This window comes from Methylobacterium sp. (genome assembly GCF_019750675.1).
Classification (GTDB): Bacteria; Pseudomonadota; Alphaproteobacteria; order Rhizobiales; family Beijerinckiaceae; genus Methylobacterium.
The window spans coordinates 1-20,872 of sequence record NZ_JAIEOF010000126.1 but is presented as its reverse complement, the minus strand read 5'-3'; the positions used below and the strand labels follow the sequence as shown (position 1 = coordinate 20,872).

The window sequence follows — 20,872 nt, the reverse complement described above, 5'->3', positions numbered from 1 at the left end:
AAGCGGTCGGCCATGGCCCGCATTCCCGCCTGGCGCTGCGCCTCGGCGCCTGCCCGCGCCAGCACCGTCTCCTCTTCCAGTTTGCGGGCCTGGATCATGTTGTCCCGAAACACGCTCACGGCGGCGGCCATGGCGCCGATCTCGTCGCGGCGGATGCGGGACGGGATGTCCACGGCGGTGTCGCCGCCGGCCAGCCGACCCATGGTGCGGGTCATGCGCTCGATCGGACGCGCGACGCCGAACAGGCTGAAGAGCATCGCGCCGAGGGCCGCCACCACCGAGATCGCCATCGCGACCCAGGCCATGAGCCCGGCCGAGGCGGCGCTGGCCAGGCTCAGCGCGGTGCTGCGCTGGGCGCCCTCCCGGTTGAAGTCGACCGTCCGCTGCAGGGCCCGGATGGCGCCGTTGTTCAGGTCGGCCATCTCGGGGCTGGTGGTGAGCGCCAAGGCCTCGGCCGTCCGGCCCGCCTTCACGAGCCCGATGACCGTCTGCTGGCCTTCGGCGTAGCGCGCCCACAGGGGCGTGAAGCTGTCGTAGATCGCCTTCTCCTCGGCGGAGCTGATCAGCGGCTCGTAGGTCCGGCGCAGCCCGTCGAGGGCGTCGAGGGCCTTCTTCAGGCCCGCCTCGTTCTCCGCCAGCGCCTGCGACGTCTCGGAGGCGACGACGAAGCGGTACAGCTTCACGCGCACGTCGCGCGTCGCCGTGCTGATCGTGTTCACGACGTTGACGGAGGGGAGCCAGTTGGTGGCGACCTCGGTCACCTCGCGCTCGATCGCCCGGAGCTTCACGACGCTGACCACGCTCTGCCCCGCCGCAGCGACGCCGAGCAGACTTATCGAACCAATCAGGATGGATTTCAGAGAAACGCGCATCGTCGTGGGACCGTCCGGATTTGACTTCCGAGCGGAGATAAACGGCCGCCATGCTTAATGTGGCGTTATCGGATTGGCCCGAATCGTGACGATCACTGACTGGTTACGGTTTCGCCAGTCGATGCGGCCGGATCGATTACGTACATAGCGGCGCGTTCGACGATGGGGTGAGATCGCTATACGGACCGGGAGCGTGCGGTTACACGCGCCGAGGACGCTCAGATGCCCGCGTACCAGGGGAAGCCGAGTTCGGCGACCATGCTGCCGCGGCCCTTGCCGAGGCCGTCGACCCGCTCCACCGCCTCGATCGCGCTGATGTATTTCAGGCTCTTGTAGCCGAGCTGGCGCTCGACCCGCAGGCGCACCGGCGCCCCGTGCGCCACCGGCAGGGCGCTGCCGTTCATGCCGTAGGCGAGAATGGTCTGGGGGTGGAGGGCGTCGAACAGGTCGTAGCTGTCCCACCAGCCGTCGACGCTGCGCACCACGACGAAGCGCGCCTCCGGCTTCAGGCCGACATGGGTGAGGAGATGGGCCAGCGGCACGCCGGTCCAGCCGCCGATGGCCGACCAGCCCTGCTCGCAGGAATGGAGGGTGATCTGGGTGCGGGCCGGCATCGCCTTCAGCTCGGCCAGCGAGAAGGCGGCCGGGCGCGCCACGAGGCCGCTGACGGGGAGCTTCCAGTCGGAGAAGCCCAGGGCCTTCGAGCGCCGGTAGTCGGGATTGTCGGGATCGGTGGTGTTGATGGTCGGGAAGACGGCCGAGATGGCGTCGGGGCCGAACTCGCGCACCAGGGGCTGGTGGCGCTGGAGCCAGCGCTGCACCGCGAAGGTCAGGCCGTTGCTCCAGTCGTACGGGGAGGCGAGCCGCGACAGGGCCGGGGCGTCGCAGCCGCCGAGGAGGCCGGCGCCGATCAGGCTGCCCGAGCCGGTGAGGAGGCGGCGGCGCGAGAGGTCACGCATCGGGAGACTCCGTGAGGCGATCTCGGGCGGCGCGGGTCGTCCGGGCGGGCTCCGGGGGAACGCGGAAGCGGCCGGTGATCATCGACCGCATCAGGTTGCCGGCCCCGCCCACGAAGACCTGGGCCACGTGGACGACGAGGAAGAGCACGAGCAGGCAGGCCGTGAGGAAATGCAGGGTGCGGGCCGATTGCCGGCCGCCGAACAGGGTGAAGAGTTCCGGATAGGCCGCGGTCACCCCCGGCGACATGGTGAGCCCGGTGAGCACCATGAGGGGGAACAGCCCGAACAGCACCGCCAGATAGGCGAATTTCTGCAGGGCGTTGTAGCGCAGGGCCTCGCGCCCGCGGGCCGCTTTGAGGCGCGCATGGTCGGCGATCTCGCGGGCGAGGTGGCGCGGGGCGAGCTGGTCGCGGTCCGGCACGAGGTCGCGGGCGAAGTGGCCGCCCACGAAGGCGACGATGAGGTAGACGATCCCGTTGAGGACGAGCACCCAGGCGGACAGGAAGTGCAGGTTGCGGCCCCAGCCCGTCTGCTCGAGGTTGACCGGCAGCGGCAGGTCGAGGGCGGCCGGTGCCCCGTTGGCCCCGGTCTCGCCCCAGAACAGGCGCGGCAGGGCGAGCAGGATCGCGATGCCGCTGACGACCAGGGCGAGGAACGCGACCGCGTTGAGCCAATGGGTCACGCGCACCCAGGCGGCGTGCCGGTGAACCAGGGAGGGGTCCGGGTCCTCCGCCATCGGGGGCCTCACGTGGGCGCCCGCAGCACGTCGAGGCGGTAGCCCTCGGTCCGGCTCCGGCGGCCCGGTTCGAGGACGCCCCGGGTCAGATCGACCAGCCCCTCGACCGCCGCGTCGGCGCTTAAGGGGAAGTCCGTCTCCCCCAGCCAATGCACGAGGACGACCTCGCCCCCCGGGTTCAGCGCCGCCACGAGGCGGTCGGCGATGCGGGCGAGATCTTCGGGCGTGAAGAAGTACAGCACCTCCGAGAGCACCACGAGGTCGAACCGGCCGGGAGGCCACTCCGCCGGCACCGCCGCGCGCCGGAAGGCGACGTGGGGTTGCGCGGCGCAGCGGGCGCGGGCGGCGTCGAGGGCGGTCTCGGCCACGTCGAGGGCGAGCAGGGCCGTGCAGCGCTCGGCCAGCCGGTGGGTCAGCACGCCGATGGAGCACCCGACCTCCAGGGCCTGCGAGTATGTCTCCCGTTCCAGGGCCGCCAGGGTGGCGTCGTACTTGGCGTGCTCGTAGGCGCTGGTGGTGAAGTCCCACGGATCGGGGTTCGCGGCGTAGAGTCCGGTGAAGTAGTCCGGCGGCAGCGTGTGCGGGGAGCGGGTCATGGAGGTCTGCGCCTACGGATCGGCCGGAGCCTCGTCAGGAATAGGCACCCCGGCGGGGTTGCGCCAGAGCATGTCCGCCGGCCGCGCCTCCGCCAGGACGTGGGCCGCCGCGCTGGTCAGGGCCCGGTCGGGCCCGGGCTGGCGCAGATAGGTGGCCAGATCCCGCGCCAGGCGCTCCAGGGGATGGGGGCTGAGGAAGCCCGCCAGCCCCACCGAGCGCTGGGCCCGCTCCAGCACGTCGAGCCCAGCCCGCTCCACGGCGAGGCGGGTCAGGTTGACGTAGGCGATCACCCGGTCGGGCTCCGCCTCCGGGTCGGCGGCGAGCCGCGCCGCGTGGCCGACGAAGAGGCGCGCGCCCTCCACCGCGATCGCGGCCTCGCCGAGGCGGGCCGCCTGATGCGGGTCGCCGCCCCGCCCGGTGGCCCGGAGATGGGTCCGGAGCGCATCGAACACCGCCTCGATGCCGCCGAGCTGCACGGCGGCGAAGCGCCAGGCGCCGCCGGAGAAGTGCGGCTCGGCAAAGTAGTCGTCGGGGCCGCCGACGAAGCTGCCGGGGCCGGCGGGAAGGCCGGTGAAGTCGAGGATGCCCGATGTCGAGGCGCGCATGCCCTGGGCCCGCCAGCCGGACAGGTCGGCGCGGGTGCCGGGCTCCAAGTCCACCACGAGCATCTGCTGGCGCCCGTCAGGCCGGCGCGCGGTGACGAGGGGCCGGGTCACCGCCCCCGCACCGGAGGCGAAGGACTTCACCCCCGACAGGGTCCAGGATTCACCCGCCGGATCGAGGTCGAGGCCGCCAGCCTTTTCAAGGCTGAGGCCGCTGGCTTTCTCAAGGCTGAGGCCGCCGGCCTGGGGCTGCGTGTTCCAGACGCCGAACAGGTGTCCGGCGCGGGCATCCGCGGCGAGGCGCTCGGCCACCGCCGGCTCGGCGTAGCGCAGCACCAGGGCGAGGGCATTGACGTGCCCCTCGTAGAGCCGGCCGAGGGCGAGGCTGCCGCGTCCGATCTGGGCCAGGAGATCGGCCAGGACCGGCGCCCGATGGGGCGCGTCGAGGCCGGCCCCGCCCAGCGCCACCGGCAGCGGCGCCGTGAGCAGGCCCGCCGCATGGGCGTCGGCGATATCCTCGGCCGGAAACCCGCCGTCCCGATCGAGCCCGTCGGCCCGCTCGGCCGCGCGGCGGGAGACGGCGCGCGCGGCGACCGCGATCCGAGCCGGGCCGGTGTCGATGCAATTCTGCGGTAGGGCGTTCATCGTCGGAAGATGGATCACAGATGCGCGACGGCCAGGGGGAGATTCCGTACCGAGCCCGGCTCACCCCCTGCGCTCGCCCGTGCCGGCCCAACCCCGCTGACGGGGCCGCGACCGCCCGTCAGCGGGGCGCGGAGACCGTCTCGCGGCGCAACGCGGCGCGTCCGGCGCGCAGATCGGCGACCGCCATGCGCCGGTCGGCTCGCTCGGGCCGGCTCGCCGGGGAGACCGGTATCACGCGCCAGGTCCCTGCCCGGCGAGCCGAACGCGCCAGGCGGCCAGCGGCGTCCCGGCGAGGGGCAGGCGTTCGAGCCACGGGGCCGTCGCCGTGCCTTCGGCCAGCCGGCGGGCGAACGAAGTCATAGCGGGGTCCCTGCTCGTCACGCCAGAAGTGCAGACGACGAGGTAGGTGGCTCCGGAGGTGGCCAGCGCCCGCTTCAGGGTCGCCTCGTCGCCGGAGAGACCTTCAACCGCGGCGATCAACCCCGTGATCGCGCGGTGATACGGGGCCGCCACGACGCCATGATGGCTGTGCAGCAGGATCGACGGGCCCAGATCCTGGTCGGCCAGGATGAGGCCGGACGGAAGCATGTCCAGGGCGACCAGGGACTGGTCCGTGCCGCAACCCGGTCCGGCCGGTGCTTGTGCCGCACTCTCCGGCGCGCTCCCGCTGAAGGGCGCGTGGAGCAACATCCAGACCTGCGCGATCAACAGACAGGCCACGCTCGCGGTCGCGACGCGGTGCCATGCGGGAGCGGGGGCGCGCAGAAGCGTGAGGGTGTGGCTGAAGAGGGGGCCGGCGACCAGGGGAATGAAGGCCGCGGCCATGTAGAGGCTGCGGAACTGGAACTGGGCCAGGACGAAGCCGGAGAGAAGGAACGCGGCGGTCAGGGCCGCGCCGCGCCGGATCTCCGGGCGACCGCGCAGGGCCGCGTGCGCCGCCACCAGCCCCGCCAGCAGCAGCGGCCCGTAGCAGGCGAGCGCGACGTCCGGAAGCGTCGCCAGGAGGCTGCGGGCGGATTGCATTTCCCGAACGTGGTCGAGCCACTCCGTCCGGACGAAAGCCGGCAGGCCCTGGAAGGGGCCCGACAGGCAGCGCGGGGCGAGGGACACGAAGACAGCCAGCACGACGACACCGCAGGCGACCGCGAAACCGGCGCGGCGAAGCGGCGTGCCGAGACGTGCGGCAAGGACGGTGGCGCCCGATGCGACGGCGGCGGACCCCACGGCCAGCCAGAGCCACGGCGGTGAGAGCGCGTCGCATTGCGTCGTCGCCCACAGGTTCGGGTCGGTCTGAACCAGGAACAGGCCGAGGCTGGCGCCCGCCAGGGTCAGGGTGAACGCCCGAAACGCCGGAAGCCCCGTTCGTCCCGCCACGATCCAGTCGCCCAACACGAAGAGACCGCCGATCACGATCACGGGCAGCGCTTCGAGGCCGACCGCCAGGGAAGCCGCCGTGGCGAGCCCGCCGACGGCGGCTGCGCGGACGCGGCGCCCGGACTCGGCGAGGGCGCATCCGAGGAGAAGGACGAGCAGCACCTGGACGTTGTGGTGATCGATCCGTCCGAAGGCGAAGAGCGTCCCGAGCCCGGCGACCTGGGTGGCGGCGAAGAGGGCCAGCAGGGCCGGGCGAACGCCGAAGCGGGAACGGACGGCGCGGTAGACGATGAGGAGATAGACGGCGAACAGGGCCGGCGGCCACGCGGCCGCGACGATGCCCTCCGCCAGGGGACGACCGAGCCAGGGCGTGGCGAGGCCGATCAGACCCGCGAGGGGCGCGTCGACGAGGCGGGACCAGTGCATGCCGGCGCCCCCCGGCGGCATCAGCCGGTGCTGGACCATGTCGAACCAGCCCTGTCCGGCCAGAAGGTCGCGGACCTGAACGAGACGCATCGCGTCGTCGGAATCCGGCAGGCGCAGGCGCTCGACCACCGCGCGAAGGTCGGCGAGGGGATAGAGGGTGTAGAGGCCCAACACCACGAGCAGCCACAGGATCGCGGGATTGTCGAAGGCCGAACGGTCGGCGGAGGAGGACTTGGCGCAGGACGGTTCGGCACGGGCCGGCGCCGGAAGACGGTAGGTTGCTCTCACTGATCCGTCCGCCCGGCCGTGTCATCCGCTCCGGGCCCAGACGACAGCGGGTTGGCCGGAGCCGGTACTGTTTCAGCGGCGGGTTAACGGACCATCGAAGGGCCGCACGTCGGTTCCGATCGCGGCCCGTATCCTCGACCGGGATGGAGGCCGTCGAACCCGGGTCGGGCGAGAGGGTCCGAGCCAGGACGGCGCAGGGGCGGGATCGGCCGCGACGCGGCCGGGCGTGTCGCGGCGATCCGGCAAGGGGCGCCCGCGCCCCTCGCAGGGCCTTTCTGTCAACTCCAGGCGTGGAAGGGCGGGTTCACGCCGTTGAGGGCGTGGTTGCCGATGATCGCGTATTTCCAGCGCACGGGATCGTGGAGCGTGTGGGTGCGGGCGTTGCGCCAATGGCGGTCGAGGTTGTGCTCGGCGAGCGTCGCGCGGGTGCCGGCGAGCTCGAACAGGGTGTTTGTGGTGCTGAGCGCCACCTCGGTGGTGAGCACCTTGGCTTCCGCCACCGCCAACTGAGCGGCCGCCACCGTGTCGGCGTCGGGGTCCGCCACGGCGGCGTCGATGGCGAGGCCGGCCCGGTCGAGCAGGGCTTCGGCCGCGTGCAGGCGAATCGTCAGGTCGCCGACGATGCGGATGGTGTGGGGGTCGTCGGCGGCGCGCTCCAGCCCGCTGTCGATCCAGGGGCGGGACCGGGTGCGCACGAAGTCGATGGTCTCGGCCAGCGCCGCCCGGGCGATGCCCGCATCCACGGCCGCCTGGATGATCTGGAAGATCGCCCCGTCGGCGCTGGGGCGAGCGTAGCCCTTCCAGGCCGGCACCAGGTGGGATTTCGGCACCCGCACGCCGTCGATCTGCACGGTGCCGCTCGCGGTGGTGCGCTGGCTGAAGCTCGACCAGTCGTCGATCACCGTCAGGCCCGGCGCGTTGCGCTCCGCGATGGCGTACCAGGCCCGGCCCTCTCCATCGAGGGCGACGATGGGCACGAGGTGGGCCAGGAGCGCGCCGGTGGCGTAGAACTTGGTGCCCTGCACCACCACGTGGTCGCCGTCCTCCACGAAATGGGTCCGGAAGTCGGCGGCGCGCGGCGTGCCGATCTCCGAGAAGGCGTTGCCGAACCGGGTCCCGGCGAGCACGAGGCCGAACAGCAGGGCCTTCTGGGCCTCGTCCGAGACCGTGTCGATCGACGCCACGATGCCGAGGTGGTTCTGGGCGATCTGCCCGATGGACGGATCGGCCGCCGACACGATGGCGATGACCTGCGCCAGGGTCCGGTAGGACAGTCCCGGCCCGCCATGGGCCCGCGGCACGTTGATCGACCACAGGCCGCTCTGGGAGAACGCGTCGAGCTCGGCCAGGGGGCGGCGCCCGCTGCGGTCGCGCTCGGAGGCGCCCGCCCGGAACGTGTCCGCCAGGGCGTGGGCGACGCGCAGGGCCTCGGCGGCGTCGCGGATGACGTGGGCCGGCTCGGCGGCGCGCGCGGGGCCGGGCGCCCCGGCGGGCCAGCGCTCGGTGTCGCGCGGGTTCGGACTGACGGCGATGGTCATGGGGTGTCTCTGGATCGGGGAATCGGGATCGGGGAAGCGGGGGCGGCTCGGCTCAGGCTGCTTGAGCCCGCTCGGCGCGCGCCGCTTCCAGGGCGCGGACCCGCGGGATGACGTGCTCCCCGAAATACGCGACCTCCTCCTGGAAGTGCAGGAAGGCGAGGAGGGCCAGCTCGACGCCGACGTCCTTCAGCGCCACGATGCGCTCGGCGATCTGGTCCGGCGTTCCGATCAGGTTGGTCTTGAAGCCGTCGTTGTACTGGACGAGGTCCTCGAAGCTGGACTTGGCCCAGTTGCCCTCGCCCTCCGGCGAGGCGCGGCCGGCGTTCTTCGCCTCGTGCCCGAAGGCCTTCACGGCGTCGGGATCGGCTTGGTCGATGATCTCCTGGACGACCGCGCGGGCCTCGGCTTCCGTGTCGCGGGCGACCACGAAGGCGTTGACGCCGACCTTGACCGCGTGACCGTTGGCCCGCGCCTTGGCCTGGATGTCCTCGACCTGGGCCCGGATGCCCTCCGGCGTGTTGCCGTTGGTGAAGTACCAGTCCGAGACCCGGGCCGCCATGTCGCGCGCCGCGCGGGACGACCCGCCCTGGAAGATCTCGGGCTGCGGATCGGCGGGCTTGGGTTTCAGGGTGTAGTCGCTGTAGCGGTAGAAATCGCCCCGGAAGGTAAAGTTGTCCTGGGTCCAGATACCCCGTAGCGCGCGGATGAACTCCTCCGAGCGGCGGTAGCGCTCGTCATGGTCGAGCCACGGCTCGCCGATCGCCCGAAACTCGCCCGAGAACCAGCCCGAGACCACGTTGATGGCGATGCGCCCCTCGGTGAGCTGGCTGATCGTGGCGATCTGCTTGGCGGCGAGCGTCGGGTTCCAGGGACCGGGCAGGAGGGCGGCGATGACCTTCAATTTCGAGGTCACGGCCAGCAGCGCGTGGCTGAAGGCGACGGATTCGTGCTGGTACTCGGCCCCGTAGCCGGCGGTGAAGCGGATCTGCGTCAGGGCGTAGTCGAACCCGGCCGCTTCCGCGATCTGCGCGAGGCGCCGATTGTAGGGCGCGTCCCAGCTCGTGCGCTGGGGAATCTTGCTGATGACGAGGCCGCCCGAGACGTTGGGCACCCAGTAGGCGAAGCGGATCGGCTCGTCGTTGTGACGGTTTGATGGTTGGACGCTCATGATGACACCCGCGCATGCGGATCCGGCGCCAAGGATCGGCGCGCATAGATCCAGGGTTGGAGACTTGAATACAAAATTAAGCGAGAACACGAAGGCATGATGACTTCCGAAGAACTGTGCCTGTGCTCTGCTGGGCCGTTCGATCGACAGCATCGACTGGACGGAGGGCGGCGTCAAAGGAACCGAACGGCTTTTTTCGGCTGGAATGGGAAAGCCTGTTCTCTCGTTCGTCGCGACGGCCGAACGATCCGCCTATGGCCCTTCCCGGGGGCCGACGGGGCGCGCGACGACGTTCGGATAACCACCCGCCTCCGGGGCCGGCCGCCTGCCCGGGGCGCCTCGTCTTCGAAGCTTGGCACACCGGATACCTGGCCCCTGATGGCCCGCGCGGACAAAATCCAATCAAGATGCAGTCATTGCGGGATCGGCATTCTTTATAGGCAGTCCGATGCTGATACGTTGGGCAACTGCCCCAAATTGTCGATCCTGTAAGCTTGGGATCGGAAAAGATATTGCCTGATGAAACCGGTTGTTTAAGGACGCGTTAACCCGCCGATTTCTACGATCGGGCAACCGTCCACTAGAAAGCCGAAGCGTTCGACATCGGTTCACCCAGGAAGATCGCCATGCAGGCCGAGTCCCGCCAACCGCTCGTGGTTCTCCTCGCCGGAGACGAGCTGACCCGCTGCATCACCACGAGCTGCCTGGAAATGTCGGGCTACGACGTCATCGGAGCACGCACCGCCGGGGAGGTCGAAGCCCTCCTCCTCGCCCAGCCCGGCCGGCGCCGGGTCGACGTGCTGGTGACCGATGCCGATGTCCGCGACACGGTGGACGGTCTCTCGCTGGCGGACGTCGCCCGCTGCCTCGATCCGACGGTGGGCGTGGTCTACACCGCGCGCTCCCCTCGCCGGCTCGAGTCCGGCCCGATGGTGCCGGGCGCGCTCTGCCTGCGGACGCCCTATCACGGGCACCAACTCGTCGCCCTGATCGTGGAGATTCTCGCCGCTGCCCCGCGCGCGGGGCTCGCCCTCCCGGCGGATTTCGACCGTGCGGCCTGATTCACAGGACCTGCGACGCGGATTCGGGATGGCGCGGACCGCCACTTTTTAGGGAACGCGGCGGTTTCGATGGCATTGTCTGCTTCGAGGGGCTCAACCGGACGGCGGCGCGGCAAGATCGCGTTCCGCCTCGCCTTCGAGCAGGACACCACGACGATGAATTGCACGCGCCCGATCCGCTCGGCCGGACCGCCGTGAGCTGACGCGACGGTGCCCCGTCGCCCGCGGCGATCCCGCGAATTCCGGGCCGCCCGGCCCTATCCGCTCATATCCGACCCGCCCAACCTGCCGGAGACATCCGATGCGGCTGCTGACCTGCGCCCTGCTCCTCGGAGCCCTGACTCTCGACGCCTCGTTCGCCTTTGCCCAGCCCCTGCCGGGCCAGCCCCCCGCGACCGAACCGACGACCCCGCCGAACCAGACCCCGCGCCCTGCCCTCCTCGTGCACGGGCATTATTGCGGACCCGGCAACGACGGCATGGACGTCGCGCCCGTCGACGCCCTCGACGCCGCCTGCCGCAAGCACGATGCCTGCACGCCGGATGGCGGCCTGCCCAGTTGCGACTGCAACCGGACCCTCAAGCGGGATGCCGCGCGCCTGGCGGCCAGCCCGCGCGCACCGGAGGACGAGCGGATCATGGCCGGCCTCGTGGCTCGGGCCACCGATCTCATGCTCTGCACCGACGACGTGGCCGCCGTCGTTCCGTGATCGTTTCGCCGGGGGCACCCCGCGTGCGTGCCCCCGGCTCCTTGCGATTGGTTCCTGGCCGTTGGTTCTTGGCCGTTGCTTCCTCGCCGTTGGTACTTGGCGATTATTGTCCGTCGATGCGCTGGCCGAGGAGCGCGATCGCGCGCTGGTAGACCGAGGCGGCGTTCCAGCCTTGGATCGCGGCGAAGTTCGGCTCGCCCGGCTGGTAGCCGGCGCCCGCGCGCCAGCCATGGCCCTTGAGGAAGTTCGCCGTGGAATTCAGGGCGTTGCTCGAATTGTCCAGGCTGCCGCCGACGCCGTAGGTCAGGACGTTCTTGGGCAGGAACTGCGTGTGGCCGACCTCGCCGTGGGCCGCGCCCCTGGTGCTCGCGGTCAGCACGCCGCGATCGACCAGGGTGAGGGCGGCGTAGAGCTGGTCGGTGAAATAGGCCGAGCGCCGGCAATCGTAGGCCAGCGTCGCCACCGCCGAGAGGGTGTTCACGTTGCCCGTCACCGCGCCGAAGCCCGTCTCCATGCCCCAGATCGCCAGGAGCGGGCCGGGCGGCACGCCGTAGCGCTGCTCGATCTGGTCGAACAGGGCCGCGTTCTTCGCCTTCAGGGCCCGGCCGCGCGACACGATGGTGTTGCCGCCGCGCTTGGCCAGGAACTGGTCCAGCGACAGCTTGAAGCTCTTCTGGCCGCGATCGGCCGAGATGGTGGCCGTCGAGTAGGTCGTCCCCATCAGTGCCGCGAGGCTCGCGGCACTCGCCCGGCCTCGGGCCTCGTCGGAGAATTCGCGCTTCCACGACTCGAAGCCGGCGGCGGTGTTGCCGCATTGCGCCGCATCCGCGCGGCCCGCCATGCAGGCGAGCGCCGCGAGGGCCGCCGCGAACCACGGTGCCCGATACCCACTGCCGATCATTCTCAAAACTCCCTCGCGCGCCGCGTCCATCACGGGCTGGCGCACTGCTCGAACGCGACCCCTTGGCGGACCAAGGCTACAAACGTTGCGGTGAGTCGAGCCTCTTTGCGGCAATTTTGGTTCTGCTTGAGGCCTGCCCCGTCACTTTGACGAAACCGGCGGACCACCGTGTCTTCGTTGCACGCTTCGCGTCCCCCATCGCGGCCGGGACAGATGTCGGCCAGCGTCGGCGGGGACGGCGGCCCGCGGCCTGCAGTCCAACCCAGGGACACGTCCGAAATGTCCTGGATTGCAGCAAGCATGTCCCGTTTCAGAACACTCTGTGCCCGGTTGAGCCGGCAGCCGTCATTGTCCCTGATCCTGATCCTGTGCGGGACGGCGCTGCTCCTGTGGGTTCCGATCCTGGTGCTCCGCCACGAGCCGGTCTGGTTCTGGTGAGCGGCGGTCCCCCCGCCGGCTCGGCCGCTCCGATCGACCCGAGGCCGGATCAGCGGATCGGCCGGCCCGCGCGCAGGTAGGCGCCCAGGAGGTACCCCGCCTGCAGGGCCGCGAGGTGGGCGAAGAGCACCAGGATGCCGGCGAGCGTCAGCTCACCCCGGACCACCCAGGCGACGAGCGAGAGCGCCAGCACCACGCCGGACAGGCCGAAGGCGAACATCACGTGGCTGTAGAGGCCGACGGCGGCACCCCCCAGGAAGAGGATCAGGGCGACCAGCATTGGGGGCTGTCCTCTCGCGGTCGGGCGTCGCGGCGTTCGGTGCGATGTTCGTGCCTGACGGCTTCTGCCCCCGGCATCCCGCCCCTGGCAACAGGCCCCCCAGTCTCGTCCCGCCCCGGTGCGCGCAAAGGCTCGGTTGACGGGACCGTACCCGATCTCCGACCGTCGCCCGTGTCCGGTCCCTCGCCGCGCGAGGCGCTCGCGGGGCCAAACCGCCGGACGAGAGGACAAGCTGCATGCGGTGTCGCCGTCGAACCCTTCGCCTCGAAGCCGCCCTGCTGAGCCTCGCCCTCGCGGGGCCGGCCTTCGGCGCGCCGCCGACGCAGGCGGATACCCCGGCCCAGACCCCGTCTCCGCCCCCCGTCCCCGCCGCCGGTCCGGAGGCGTCCGTCCCCGCGCCCGCCGACTGCCTCGGCGAGATCGCCCGCGCTGCCGAGATCCAGGGCGTGCCCGCCGCGATCGCCGCGCGCCTGACGGATCTGCCCGTCGATCCCGAGGTGGTCGCGGCCACGCAGAACCAGGCGGAGTTCGTCAAGCCGATCTGGGCCTATCTCGACGCCAACCTCACCGAGGCGCGGATCGCTACGGGCCGCGCCAAGCTGGTGGAATGGGGCCCAACCCTCGCGGCGATCGAGGCGCGCTACGGCGTCGACCGTCACATCCTGGTGGCGTTCTGGGGCGTCGAATCCACCTACGGCAGCGTCCTCGACGATCCCGGCATCGTGCGCCCCGTCCTGCGCTCCCTGGCGACGCTCGCCTGCACGCCGACGCCGCGCGCGCCCTACTGGCGCGGCGAGCTGGTGGCGGCGCTCCAGATCCTGGCCCAGGATCGGCCGACGGCCGAGCCCCTCACCGGCTCCTGGGCCGGCGCCATGGGCCACACCCAGTTCATGCCCACCGTCTACCAGGCCTACGCGGTGGATTTCGACGGCGACGGGCGGCGCGATATCTGGACCTCGGTTCCGGATGCCCTCGCCTCCACGGCCAACTACCTCACGGCCATGGGCTGGCGGCCGGGCGAGCGCTGGGGCAGCGAGGCGCGCCTGGACCCGGGCTTCGACTACGCGCTCGCCGACGAGACCACAGAGCGCAGCTTCGCCGCCTGGCGCGCGCTGGGCGCCGCGCCCGTCCAGGCGCCGGCCGACGACGGCGCGGGCGCGGTCCTGATCGTGCCGGCCGGGGCGCGCGGACCCGCATTCCTGCTCCAGCCGAACTTCCGGATGATCCTGCGCTACAACACCGCCCTGTCCTACGCCCTCACGGTGGCCCATCTGGCGGACCGCCTGCGCGGCGCCCCCGCCTTCGAGCGGGACTGGCCGCGCGGCGACGCCATGCTGAGCGCGGACTCCCTCAAGGGGCTGCAGGCCCGGCTCGCCGAGCTCGGGTTCGCGCCGGGCGCCGCGGACGGCAAGCCGGGCCCCCGGACCCGGGCGGCCCTGCGCGCCTTCCAGGCCGCGCGGGGACTGGTGCCGGACGGCTATGCCGACCCCGCGCTGGTGGAGCGGATCAAGGCCGGACCCTGACGGCTCCCCACAATGTCCCGTGCAACGTCTCTTGAGGTGCGATGAGCGACGATCCGCGTCCCGGCCCCGGCTTGGCCGGCGATCCCGGCTTCTTCCGGCTCGTGGTGGAGAGCCACCGGGCCGTCGTCGGCGCGCCGCTGGTGCCCGCGCCCCCCGACGCCGGCTGGCTCTACGCGCGGGCCCCCTTCGCCCTCCTCGCCCACGATGGCGGAGCGGACCCCCGCTTCATCTACGCGAACCGGACGGCGCAGGCCTGCTTCGAATATGACTGGGATGCCATCGTCGGGCTGCCCTCGCGCCTCTCCGCCGAGGCGCCGGAGCGGGCCGCGCGCCAGCGCCTCCTCGACGCGGTCGCCCGCGACGGCTTCGCCACCGGGTATCGCGGCGTCCGGATCGCGCGGTCCGGCCGGCGCTTCTGGATCGAGGACGGCGTGGTCTGGCAGCTGCGCAGACCGGACGGGTCCGTGGCCGGCCAGGCGGCGGTCTTCGCCGCCTGGCGCGATGCGTGACCGGCATGCCCTGACAAAACCCCGCCGAATATCCTCCCTGCCCTCGCCGAGACTCGACGCGTGATTTCGGCACGCGGATAGTCGCGGCAACACAAAAGATCATCGGGAGGACACAATGATGCTTCGGCTGGGACTGGCCGTGCTCGCGGTCGCGTGGGCGGGTCTGGCGTCCGCGGATCCGCTGACCTTCCAGGTCGATCCGGCCTGGCCGAAGCCGCTGCCCAACCAGTGGATCATGGGGCAGGCCTCGGGAGTCGCCGTCGACGCGCAGGACAACGTCTGGGTGGTGCAGCGTCCGCGCACCCTCACCGACGACGAGAAGGCCGCGAGCCTCTCACCCCCGCGGACGAAGTGCTGTCGCCCCGCGCCCCCGGTTCTGGTGTTCGACCAGGCCGGCACCCTGATCCGCAGCTGGGGCGGCCCCGGGGAGGGGTACGACTGGCCCCAGAACGAGCACGGCATCCACATCGACCACAAGGGCTTCGTCTGGCTCGCGGGCAACGGCGAGACCGACGGGCAGATCCTGAAGTTCACGCCCGACGGAAAGTTCGTCCTGCAGATCGGCCGGCAGGGGCCGCAGACCAACAGCCTCGACACCAGCCGGCTCGGCAGGCCCGCCGCGATGCAGGTGGACCCCGAGACCAACGAGCTCTTCGTCGCCGATGGCTACTACAACCATCGGATCATCGTGTTCGACGCCGAGACGGGCGCGTTCAAGCGGATGTGGGGTGCCTACGGCCGGCCGCCCACGGACGAGACCCTCCCGGCGTACGACCCTGCCGCCGCCCCCGCGCAGCAGTTCCGCAACCCCGTCCACTGCGTGCAGATCGCCCGCGACGGACTGGTCTACGTCTGCGACCGCACCAACGACCGCGTCCAGGTCTTCCGCCGCGACGGCAGCTTCGTGAAGGAGTTCTTCGTCGAGAAGAACACCCGCGCCAACGGCTCGGTCTGGGAGCTGGCGCTCTGGCCCGACGCCGACCAGAGCTATCTCCTCAACGCGGACGGGGCCAACAACGAGGTCCGCACCCTCAGTCGCGAGACCGGCGAGGTGCTCGGTGCCTTCGGCCGCAACGGCCGCATGGCGGGCGACTTCCACTGGGTCCACAACCTCGCGGTGGACAGCCGGGGCAACGTCTTCACCACCGAGGTCGACACCGGCAAGCGCGCCCAGAAATTCCTGTTCCGGGGCGACCTGATCCTGCGCAAGCGCGCCGCCCTGCCCTGAACCCTCACCCGGCGCACCCGCCCGCCACCGCCGCCCAGAGGCGTTCGGCCGGCGGGCTCTGGCGGGCCCGGGCGCGGTAGAGCCGGATCTCGATGGCGATGTCCCGGTCCGGGGGGGCGGCCCGCACCAGGGTGCCGCGGGCGAGGTCGTCGGCCACGAGGCTCATCGGCGCCCAGGCGAGGCCCCGTCCGTCGCGCGCCATGGCCACCAGCACCGAGGCGAGGTGCGAGGTGAAGCTCGGGGTCAGGCGCGCCGCGCTCCCGTCCAGGCTCCCTTCCAGCGCCCGGGTGGCCGTGAGGATGCGCCCGATCCCGGACTCGGCGCCGAAGCTCAGGAGGGGGACCGGGGCCTCGGCGGTCTCCGACAGGGAAAACAGCGGTCCCGTCCCGCCCGGCGCCGGCGCGCTCACGGGCAGCAGCCGGTCGTGGCCGACGGGCAGGCCGCGAAACTGGTCCGACATCAGGAAGCTCGCGGCCGCCGGATGGTGGTGGCAGAGCAGGAACTGCGCCTCGCCGCGCAGCATCGCCTGCTCGCAGGCGGCCATGTGCGCCGCCGTGAGGTGGATCGTGGCGCTCAAGGATTCGCGCGCCTCCAGCGTCCGCAGCCAGTGCGGGAAGAAGGTCAGCGACAGGGCCTGGGTCGCGGCGAAGCGCAGGGTCTCGGCGGCGGCCCGCCCGGCCTCGCGGGCGGCTTCGCGCCCCTGATAGAGCCGGCGCAGGGTCTCCTCCGCCACCGGGCGGAAGCGGATGCCCGCCGGGGTCAGACTCACGGGCTGGCTGTCCCGGTCGAAGAGCGGGCTGCCGACCCAGTCTTCCAGGGCCCGGACCCTCCGGCTGAAGGCCGGCTGGGTGATGCCGCGCTGCTCGGCGGCCCGGGAGAAGTGGCCGCCATCGACGAGGGCCAGGAAGTCCTCCAGCCAGGCGGAATCCATCGCGTCTGTGCTTCCTTCGCCCCGCGGGGCCGGCGGGGCGCAGGATGCGAGGCCCGCGCGCACGGGTCAATCGGCCGGGTCCGGCATCGTCTCATGCCGCAACGGCATTGGCCTCGCGCCGGGAATCCGGGCTTTCTGGTCCGCACGCCCCGGCAAAGCCCGAGACCCAGACCGATGCAGGCCCGCACCCTCTACGACAAGCTGGTGGACGCCCACACCGTGCGCCGCCTCGACGACGCCGAAGGGCCCGGCGCCAGCGTCCTCCTCTACATCGACCGCACGGTGCTCAACGAGTACACCAGCCCCCAGGCCTTCAGCGGATTGCGCGCCGCCGGGCGCCGGGTCTGGCGGCCCGAGGCCGCCCTGGCGGTGGTCGACCACGTCAATCCCACGGCGGCCGAGCGCGTCGCCGCCATGCCGGATCCCGGCGGGGCGCGGCAGGTGGCGTATTTCGACGCGAATTGCCGGGATTTCGGGATCGAACTCCTCGACGTGCTGCACCCGCTACAAGGCATCGAGCACGTGGTCGCTCCGGAGCAGGGCTTCGTCCTGCCCGGCATGATCGTGGCGGCGGGCGACAGCCACACCACCACCTACGGGGCGCTGGGGGCGCTCGGCTTCGGCATCGGCACATCGGACATCGAGCACTACCTCGCCACCCAGACCCTGGTGTACCGCCGGATGAAGACCCTGCGGGTCACGGTCTCGGGCGTCCTGTCGCCGGGCGTCACCGCCAAGGACGTCGTCATGGCCCTGATCCGCCGGATCGGCGCCGACGGGGCGACGGGCTACGCCGTCGAGTTCGCCGGGCCCGCCGTCGCGGCCATGTCCGTCGAGGGCCGCATGACGATCTGCAACATGGCCGTCGAGTGCGGGGCGCGGGGCGTGGTCATGGCCCCCGACCGGACCGTGCTCGACTACCTCGCCGACAAGCCCCGCGCGCCGAAGGGTGAACTCTGGGCCGCCGCCTGCGCCCATTGGGCGACGCTGCACAGCGACGACGGCGCCGTGTTCGACCGCGAGGTCGCCCTCGACGCCGCTGGAATCGAGCCGATGGTGACCTGGGGCACCAGCCCCGATCAGGCCGGCCCGGTCGGCGGCCGCGTGCCCGATCCGGCGGCCGAGCCCGATCCCGCCCGGCGCCGGGACATGGTCCGGGCGCTCGCCTACATGGATCTGGCGCCGGGGACGTCCCTCGCCGCCATCCCGATTCAGCGCGCCTTCATCGGCTCCTGCACCAACGCCCGGCTCTCCGACCTGCGCGAGGCTGCCGCCCTGGTGCGCGGCCGGCGGATCGCGCAGGGCGTCCAGGCCATGGTGGTGCCGGGCTCCTCCAGCGTGCGCCGGGCGGCCGAGGCGGAGGGGCTCGACCGGATTTTTCGCGATGCCGGCTTCGAGTGGCGCCAATCGGGCTGCTCGATGTGTCTTGCCATGAACGACGACGTGCTGGCGCCGGGCGAGCGCTGCGCCTCCAGCACCAACCGCAACTTCGAGGGCCGCCAGGGCGCGGGCGGTCGCACCCACCTGATGAGCCCCGCCATGGTGGCGGCCGCGGCCATCGCCGGCCACCTCACCGACAGTCGTCGCTTCGCGCCGGAAAACTGCCTTGCGCCGGAGACCTGAGCATGCAGCCCTTCACGATCGTCACGGGCCCGGCCGCCGGCCTGCCCGGCGCCAACATCGACACCGACGTCATCATGCCCAAGCAGTTCCTCAAGGGGATCGACCGCGCGGGCCTGGGCGAGGCCGTCTTCCACGACCTGCGCCATGCCGGCCCCGGCCGGCCGCGCCCGGACTTCGTCCTCAACCGGCCCGAATGGCGGGAGGCGCGCATCCTCGTGGTCGGCCCGAACTTCGGCTGCGGCTCGTCACGCGAGCACGCGGTCTGGGGCCTGCTCCAGTGCGGCATCCGCGCGCTCGTCGGCACCAGCTTCGCCGGCATCTTCGCCGACAACGCCGCCAATAACGGCCTGCTGCTGATCGAGCTGGCGCCCGGAGCCGTGGCCGAACTCGCGGCCCGGGCCGCCGACCCCGCGGGCAACCGCATGACGATCGACCTGCCGGCCCAGACCATCACCACCGCGGACGGCGCGGTGCAGCACTTCGACATCCCGGCCCGGCGCAAGGATCACCTCGTCCGGGGCCTCGACGCGATCGGCGCTACCCTCGACCACGCGGACGCGATCCGCGCATTCCAGGCCCGGCACCTCGCGGCCCAGCCCTGGCTCGCCTGAGCCGGGCCCGGCTCAGTACACCCGCGTGACCCAGCCGTGGGGATCGGGGGCGTTGCCGCGCTGGATGTCCACGAGGGCCGAGCGCAGGCGCTTCGTCACCGGGCCGGCGACATTGTCCGAGACCGAGAATTCCCCGTCCGCGCTGCGCACGGTCCCGACCGGGGTGATCACCGCGGCGGTGCCGCAGGCGAAGACCTCGCGCAGGCGCCCGCTCGCGGCGTCCGCCTTCCAGTCGTCGATGGAATAGGGCCGCTCGGCGACCGTGATGCCGTCCGCCTTCGCCAGCGTCAGGATCGAGTCGCGGGTGATGCCCGACAGGATGGTGTCGCTGAGCGGCGGGGTGACCATCGAGCCGTCGTCGAACACGAAGAAGATGTTCATGCCGCCGAGCTCCTCGACCCAGCGGCGCTCGATCGCGTCGAGGAACACGACCTGGGCGCAGCCGTGCTCCACGGCCGCGGCTTGCGCGCGCAGGCTGGCGGCGTAGTTGCCGCCGCACTTGGCCGCACCGGTGCCGCCGGGGGCCGCGCGGGTCTGGTCCCGCGAGACCCACACCGTCACGGTCTCGGAGCCGCCCTTGAAGTAGGCGCCCACCGCCGAGGCGATGACGAGGTAGAGGTATTCCGAGGACGGCTTGACCCCGAGGAACACCTCGCTGGCGATCATGAAGGGGCGCAGATACAGGCTGCCGCCCTCGCTCGACGGGATCCAGTCGCGGTCCGCGCTGACGAGCTGCTTGACCGATTCGACGAAGACGGCGTCTGGCAGCGGCGGCATCGCCAGGCGCTCGGCCGAGCGCCGGAAGCGCAGGGCGTTGGCCTCCGGCCGGAACAGGGCGGCGCCGCCGTCGGCGGTGCGGTAGGCCTTCAGCCCCTCGAAGATCTCCTGGGCGTAGTGCAGCACCGCCGCCGCCGGATCGAGGGAGATCGGCGCGCGCGCCTCGACGCGGGCATCGTGCCAGCCGCGACCCTCGACGTAGCGGATCGTCACCATGTGGTCGGTGAACACCCGCCCGAATCCGGGATCGACGAGGAGCTCGGCCCGGCGTTCCGGCGAGACCGGCGCGGCATGCGGCAGGGTGGCGAAGGAGAGGTCGTCGGGGGCGCTCATCGTCAGTCCTTACCTACGTCTCGCCGGATCGATCAAGTCTCCGGATGGACTTGTCTCACGATGAGGCCGGCCGCCGGACGCACCGGTCGACGAGACGCGTGCTGGCGCCCTGATACGCCGATCTCCGCTTGCGATCAAATGGTTTGCCTTCTAACTGTTAGGAGTCAATCGAGGGCCGGGCGCCTCCCGTCCGCCATCCGCAGGAAGCCTCGCGCGTGCCGCTCCGAGATTCGAATCAGGGCCCGGCCGAGAATTGGGTCGGCGACCCGGCCGAGGACCTTGCCGATCACCTGGATCGCCTCCGCCTCGCCTACACCCAAACCCTGCTCGTGTCGGGCCGGCACTGGCGGCGCGCTGCCAACGCGGTGATGGAGGCGCACGGGCTCTCGGATGCCAGCGCCGTCCCCCTCATCATGATCGCGCGCCTCGACGGCGCCCCACGCCAGACCGTCCTCGCCGAGGCCGTGGGGATCGAGGGGGCGTCGCTCGTGCGCCTGCTCGACCAGCTCTGCGAGGCCGGGCTCGCCCTGCGCCGCGAGGACCCGACCGACCGCCGTGCCAAGGTGCTCAGCCTGACCCCCGCCGGCATGGCCGTTGTGGCGCGGATGGAGGCGGATCTGGCGGGCCTGCGGGCCGAGGTCTTCGCGAATGTCAGCACCGCCGACCTCGCGGCGAGCCTGCGCGTCTTCGAGGCCCTGCAGGCCTACGGGCGGACCGAGGCCGCGCCCCCGCGCCCGTGAGGC

Annotated in this window: 21 protein-coding genes; 9 read left to right on the top strand and 12 right to left on the bottom strand. The window is 71.7% G+C overall.

Annotated elements, in window-relative coordinates:
* The 8 genes from K2X24_RS06610 to sfnG form a co-directional block, all read right to left on the bottom strand.
* On the bottom strand, positions 1-872 hold an 872-nt coding region (locus K2X24_RS06610; RefSeq protein WP_292495922.1), incomplete at its 3' end, for an MCP four helix bundle domain-containing protein.
* A gap of 218 nt (positions 873-1,090) precedes the next feature.
* A complete protein-coding gene (locus K2X24_RS06605; RefSeq protein ID WP_292495920.1) occupies positions 1,091-1,831 on the bottom strand; it encodes a molybdopterin-dependent oxidoreductase in 741 nt (246 codons plus the stop codon).
* Positions 1,824-2,567 (bottom strand): cytochrome b/b6 domain-containing protein, encoded by a 744-nt coding sequence (locus tag K2X24_RS06600; RefSeq protein ID WP_292495918.1) that lies wholly within the window; start codon positions 2,565-2,567, stop codon positions 1,824-1,826. The genes K2X24_RS06605 and K2X24_RS06600 overlap by 8 nt, the downstream gene beginning before the upstream one ends.
* Positions 2,568-2,575: 8 nt before the next feature.
* The gene (locus K2X24_RS06595) at positions 2,576-3,163 is read right to left on the bottom strand and encodes a trans-aconitate 2-methyltransferase (protein WP_292495915.1); all 588 of its coding nucleotides are present in this window, start codon (positions 3,161-3,163) and stop codon (positions 2,576-2,578) included.
* Positions 3,164-3,175: 12 nt separating this feature from the next.
* On the bottom strand, positions 3,176-4,411 hold the full coding sequence (locus K2X24_RS06590; protein ID WP_292495913.1) for an acyl-CoA dehydrogenase family protein: 1,236 nt from the start codon (positions 4,409-4,411) through the stop codon (positions 3,176-3,178).
* Positions 4,412-4,642: 231 nt separating this feature from the next.
* A complete protein-coding gene (locus K2X24_RS06585; protein WP_292495912.1) occupies positions 4,643-6,499 on the bottom strand; it encodes a hypothetical protein in 1,857 nt (618 codons plus the stop codon).
* Between the two features lie 278 nt (positions 6,500-6,777).
* Complete coding sequence (locus K2X24_RS06580) at positions 6,778-8,037, bottom strand: SfnB family sulfur acquisition oxidoreductase (protein ID WP_292495911.1); 1,260 nt, start codon at positions 8,035-8,037, stop codon at positions 6,778-6,780.
* A gap of 52 nt (positions 8,038-8,089) precedes the next feature.
* Positions 8,090-9,205 carry a dimethylsulfone monooxygenase SfnG gene (gene sfnG / locus K2X24_RS06575; RefSeq protein WP_292495910.1) on the bottom strand — a complete coding sequence of 372 codons (1,116 nt, stop codon included), beginning with the start codon at positions 9,203-9,205 and terminating at the stop codon, positions 8,090-8,092.
* Between the two features lie 626 nt (positions 9,206-9,831).
* Here sfnG and K2X24_RS06570 point away from each other — a divergent pair.
* A complete protein-coding gene (locus K2X24_RS06570) occupies positions 9,832-10,266 on the top strand; it encodes a response regulator (protein ID WP_292495909.1) in 435 nt (144 codons plus the stop codon).
* A gap of 301 nt (positions 10,267-10,567) precedes the next feature.
* Entirely contained in the window at positions 10,568-10,975 is a 408-nt protein-coding gene (locus K2X24_RS06565) for a hypothetical protein (RefSeq protein WP_292495907.1), read from the top strand.
* A gap of 103 nt (positions 10,976-11,078) precedes the next feature.
* Here K2X24_RS06565 and K2X24_RS06560 read toward each other — a convergent pair whose 3' ends face one another.
* On the bottom strand, positions 11,079-11,876 hold the full coding sequence (locus K2X24_RS06560; RefSeq protein WP_292495906.1) for a lytic transglycosylase domain-containing protein: 798 nt from the start codon (positions 11,874-11,876) through the stop codon (positions 11,079-11,081).
* Positions 11,877-12,176: 300 nt separating this feature from the next.
* Here K2X24_RS06560 and K2X24_RS06555 point away from each other — a divergent pair, with 300 nt between their 5' ends.
* Positions 12,177-12,314, top strand: coding sequence for a hypothetical protein (locus K2X24_RS06555; RefSeq protein WP_238279713.1), 138 nt, complete (start codon positions 12,177-12,179; stop codon positions 12,312-12,314).
* Between the two features lie 49 nt (positions 12,315-12,363).
* On the opposite strand, the gene K2X24_RS06550 is transcribed toward K2X24_RS06555, so the two are convergent.
* Positions 12,364-12,594: a hypothetical protein gene (locus K2X24_RS06550; protein ID WP_292495904.1), complete on the bottom strand. Its 231-nt coding sequence runs from the start codon at positions 12,592-12,594 to the stop codon at positions 12,364-12,366.
* A gap of 236 nt (positions 12,595-12,830) precedes the next feature.
* Between K2X24_RS06550 and K2X24_RS06545 the strand changes: the two genes are divergently transcribed.
* The 3 genes from K2X24_RS06545 (at position 12,831) to K2X24_RS06535 (ending at position 15,854) form a co-directional block, all read left to right on the top strand.
* Positions 12,831-14,117, top strand: coding sequence for a lytic murein transglycosylase (locus tag K2X24_RS06545; protein WP_292495902.1), 1,287 nt, complete (start codon positions 12,831-12,833; stop codon positions 14,115-14,117).
* A gap of 41 nt (positions 14,118-14,158) precedes the next feature.
* The gene (locus K2X24_RS06540; protein WP_292495900.1) at positions 14,159-14,626 is read left to right on the top strand and encodes an MEKHLA domain-containing protein; all 468 of its coding nucleotides are present in this window, start codon (positions 14,159-14,161) and stop codon (positions 14,624-14,626) included.
* A gap of 115 nt (positions 14,627-14,741) precedes the next feature.
* Positions 14,742-15,854 (top strand): hypothetical protein, encoded by a 1,113-nt coding sequence (locus K2X24_RS06535; RefSeq protein ID WP_292495897.1) that lies wholly within the window; start codon positions 14,742-14,744, stop codon positions 15,852-15,854.
* Between the two features lie 4 nt (positions 15,855-15,858).
* Here the strand turns inward: K2X24_RS06535 and K2X24_RS06530 are convergent, their stop codons facing one another.
* A complete protein-coding gene (locus tag K2X24_RS06530; RefSeq protein WP_292495895.1) occupies positions 15,859-16,785 on the bottom strand; it encodes a LysR family transcriptional regulator in 927 nt (308 codons plus the stop codon).
* Between the two features lie 174 nt (positions 16,786-16,959).
* On the opposite strand from K2X24_RS06530, the gene leuC reads away from it, so the two are divergent.
* Both leuC and leuD read left to right on the top strand, forming a co-directional pair.
* Positions 16,960-18,408: a 3-isopropylmalate dehydratase large subunit gene (gene leuC / locus K2X24_RS06525; protein WP_292495893.1), complete on the top strand. Its 1,449-nt coding sequence runs from the start codon at positions 16,960-16,962 to the stop codon at positions 18,406-18,408.
* A 2-nt stretch (positions 18,409-18,410) separates the two neighbouring features.
* On the top strand, positions 18,411-19,019 hold the full coding sequence (leuD, locus tag K2X24_RS06520; protein ID WP_292495890.1) for a 3-isopropylmalate dehydratase small subunit: 609 nt from the start codon (positions 18,411-18,413) through the stop codon (positions 19,017-19,019).
* Between the two features lie 12 nt (positions 19,020-19,031).
* Here the strand turns inward: leuD and K2X24_RS06515 are convergent, their stop codons facing one another.
* Positions 19,032-20,129, bottom strand: a complete 1,098-nt coding sequence (locus tag K2X24_RS06515; protein WP_292495888.1) for a branched-chain amino acid aminotransferase — start codon at positions 20,127-20,129, stop codon at positions 19,032-19,034.
* Between the two features lie 290 nt (positions 20,130-20,419).
* Between K2X24_RS06515 and K2X24_RS06510 the strand changes: the two genes are divergently transcribed.
* The gene (locus tag K2X24_RS06510; protein WP_292495925.1) at positions 20,420-20,869 is read left to right on the top strand and encodes a MarR family transcriptional regulator; all 450 of its coding nucleotides are present in this window, start codon (positions 20,420-20,422) and stop codon (positions 20,867-20,869) included.
* Positions 20,870-20,872: the final 3 nt, after the last annotated feature.

Excerpts from the sequence above, each read along its gene's own strand:
- K2X24_RS06605 (WP_292495920.1), bottom strand. The coding sequence starts at position 1,831 with ATGCGTGACCTCTCGCGCCGCCGCCTCCTCACCGGCTCGGGCAGCCTG.
- K2X24_RS06600 (WP_292495918.1), bottom strand. The coding sequence starts at position 2,567 with ATGGCGGAGGACCCGGACCCCTCCCTGGTTCACCGGCACGCCGCCTGG.
- K2X24_RS06595 (WP_292495915.1), bottom strand. The coding sequence starts at position 3,163 with ATGACCCGCTCCCCGCACACGCTGCCGCCGGACTACTTCACCGGACTC.
- K2X24_RS06590 (WP_292495913.1), bottom strand. The coding sequence starts at position 4,411 with ATGAACGCCCTACCGCAGAATTGCATCGACACCGGCCCGGCTCGGATC.
- K2X24_RS06580 (WP_292495911.1), bottom strand. The coding sequence starts at position 8,037 with ATGACCATCGCCGTCAGTCCGAACCCGCGCGACACCGAGCGCTGGCCC.
- sfnG (WP_292495910.1), bottom strand. The coding sequence starts at position 9,205 with ATGAGCGTCCAACCATCAAACCGTCACAACGACGAGCCGATCCGCTTC.
- K2X24_RS06570 (WP_292495909.1), top strand. The coding sequence starts at position 9,832 with ATGCAGGCCGAGTCCCGCCAACCGCTCGTGGTTCTCCTCGCCGGAGAC.
- K2X24_RS06565 (WP_292495907.1), top strand. The coding sequence starts at position 10,568 with ATGCGGCTGCTGACCTGCGCCCTGCTCCTCGGAGCCCTGACTCTCGAC.
- K2X24_RS06560 (WP_292495906.1), bottom strand. The coding sequence starts at position 11,876 with ATGATCGGCAGTGGGTATCGGGCACCGTGGTTCGCGGCGGCCCTCGCG.
- K2X24_RS06555 (WP_238279713.1), top strand. The coding sequence starts at position 12,177 with ATGTCCCGTTTCAGAACACTCTGTGCCCGGTTGAGCCGGCAGCCGTCA.
- K2X24_RS06550 (WP_292495904.1), bottom strand. The coding sequence starts at position 12,594 with ATGCTGGTCGCCCTGATCCTCTTCCTGGGGGGTGCCGCCGTCGGCCTC.
- K2X24_RS06545 (WP_292495902.1), top strand. The coding sequence starts at position 12,831 with ATGCGGTGTCGCCGTCGAACCCTTCGCCTCGAAGCCGCCCTGCTGAGC.
- K2X24_RS06540 (WP_292495900.1), top strand. The coding sequence starts at position 14,159 with ATGAGCGACGATCCGCGTCCCGGCCCCGGCTTGGCCGGCGATCCCGGC.
- K2X24_RS06535 (WP_292495897.1), top strand. The coding sequence starts at position 14,742 with ATGATGCTTCGGCTGGGACTGGCCGTGCTCGCGGTCGCGTGGGCGGGT.
- K2X24_RS06530 (WP_292495895.1), bottom strand. The coding sequence starts at position 16,785 with ATGGATTCCGCCTGGCTGGAGGACTTCCTGGCCCTCGTCGATGGCGGC.
- leuC (WP_292495893.1), top strand. The coding sequence starts at position 16,960 with ATGCAGGCCCGCACCCTCTACGACAAGCTGGTGGACGCCCACACCGTG.
- leuD (WP_292495890.1), top strand. The coding sequence starts at position 18,411 with ATGCAGCCCTTCACGATCGTCACGGGCCCGGCCGCCGGCCTGCCCGGC.
- K2X24_RS06515 (WP_292495888.1), bottom strand. The coding sequence starts at position 20,129 with ATGAGCGCCCCCGACGACCTCTCCTTCGCCACCCTGCCGCATGCCGCG.